Raw genomic sequence first — 1,198 nt, 5'->3', positions numbered from 1 at the left:
CGAAGACGGTGGCCCATTCACTGAAGCTCAGGTTGGTGGTGATGATGACGCTGGTGCGCTCGTATAATTTGCTCAGCAGGTGGAAGAGCAGCGCGCCGCCGGAGGCACTGAACGGCAGGTAGCCCAGCTCATCGAGGACGACGAGGTCGGAGTGCACGAGCCGGTTGGCGATCTGCCCGGCGCGTCCTTGCGCCTTTTCCTGTTCCAGGGCATTGACCAGCTCGACCGTGGAGAAGAAGCGGACCCGCTTTCGATGATGCTCGATGGCCTGAACGCCCAGCGCCGTGGCGACATGGGTTTTGCCGGTGCCCGGGCCGCCGACCAGCACCACATTGTCGGCGACATCGATAAAGTCGCATCGATGCAACTGGCGCACCAGCGCCTCATTCACCTCGCTGCTGGCAAAGTCGAAGCCCGCCAGATCACGATAGGCTGGGAACCGCGCGACCTTGAGCTGATAGGCCACGGACCGCACCTCTCGTTCGGCCGTCTCGGCTTTCAGCAGTTGGGAGAGGATTGGCACCGCCGCCTCGAAGGCGGGCGATCCCTGCTGCATGAGGTCGGTCACGGCCTGGGCCATGCCGGGCATTTTCAGGCCGCGCAGCATCACGACGAGGGCGCCGGTGGCAGGATCATGACGCATGACGGTTCTCCCGGCGCAGGGCATCGTAGCGTTCGACATTGGCCATCGGCTCACTGACCAGCCTCAACGCCTGTGGCGCCGTCACCGGCGGCGTCGAGAGCGGTTTTCCATCGAGCAGCCGGTGCAGCAGGTTGAGGATGTGCGTCTTGGTCGGAACGCCTGCATCCAGCGCCATGGTGACCGCCGCCAGCACGGCCCCTTCATCATGATGGAGAACGAGGGCCAGGATTTCGACCATTTCCCTGTCGCCGCCGGGATTGCGCAGCAGATGCCGTTGCAGCCGCTGGAAGGCATCCGGGAGTTCGAGGAACGGGGCACCGTTGCGCAGGGCGCCGGGCTTACGCTGGACCACCGCCAGATAATGGCGCCAGTCATAGACGGTGTGGCCGGGACCATCATGGGATCGGTCGATGATACGCCGGTGCTCGCATATCACCTGTCCTTCCGCCACAACCAGGAAGCGATCGGGATAGACCCGCAGGCTGACGGGCCGATTGGCGAAGGACGCCGGCACGCTGTAACGGTTGCGTTCCAGGTGGATCAGACAGGTTGGCG

Annotated in this window: 2 protein-coding genes; both read right to left on the bottom strand. The window is 64.2% G+C overall.

Features of this window, described 5'->3' with window-relative positions; all coding sequences use genetic code 11:
- A partial coding sequence (istB, locus tag MJ601_RS21755; protein ID WP_242130479.1) for an IS21-like element helper ATPase IstB occupies positions 1-643 on the bottom strand: 643 nt, incomplete at its 3' end.
- The coding region (locus MJ601_RS21750; protein WP_491572948.1) for a Mu transposase domain-containing protein at positions 633-1,198 on the bottom strand (566 nt) is incomplete at its 5' end. The genes MJ601_RS21750 and istB, both read right to left, overlap by 11 nt.

Origin of the sequence: Sphingobium trunci, assembly GCF_022664535.1 — a bacterium.
In the GTDB taxonomy this organism is placed as follows: Bacteria; Pseudomonadota; Alphaproteobacteria; order Sphingomonadales; family Sphingomonadaceae; genus Sphingobium.
The sequence above is the reverse complement of the archived record's forward strand: the minus strand, read 5'-3'. Positions and strand labels throughout refer to the sequence as shown.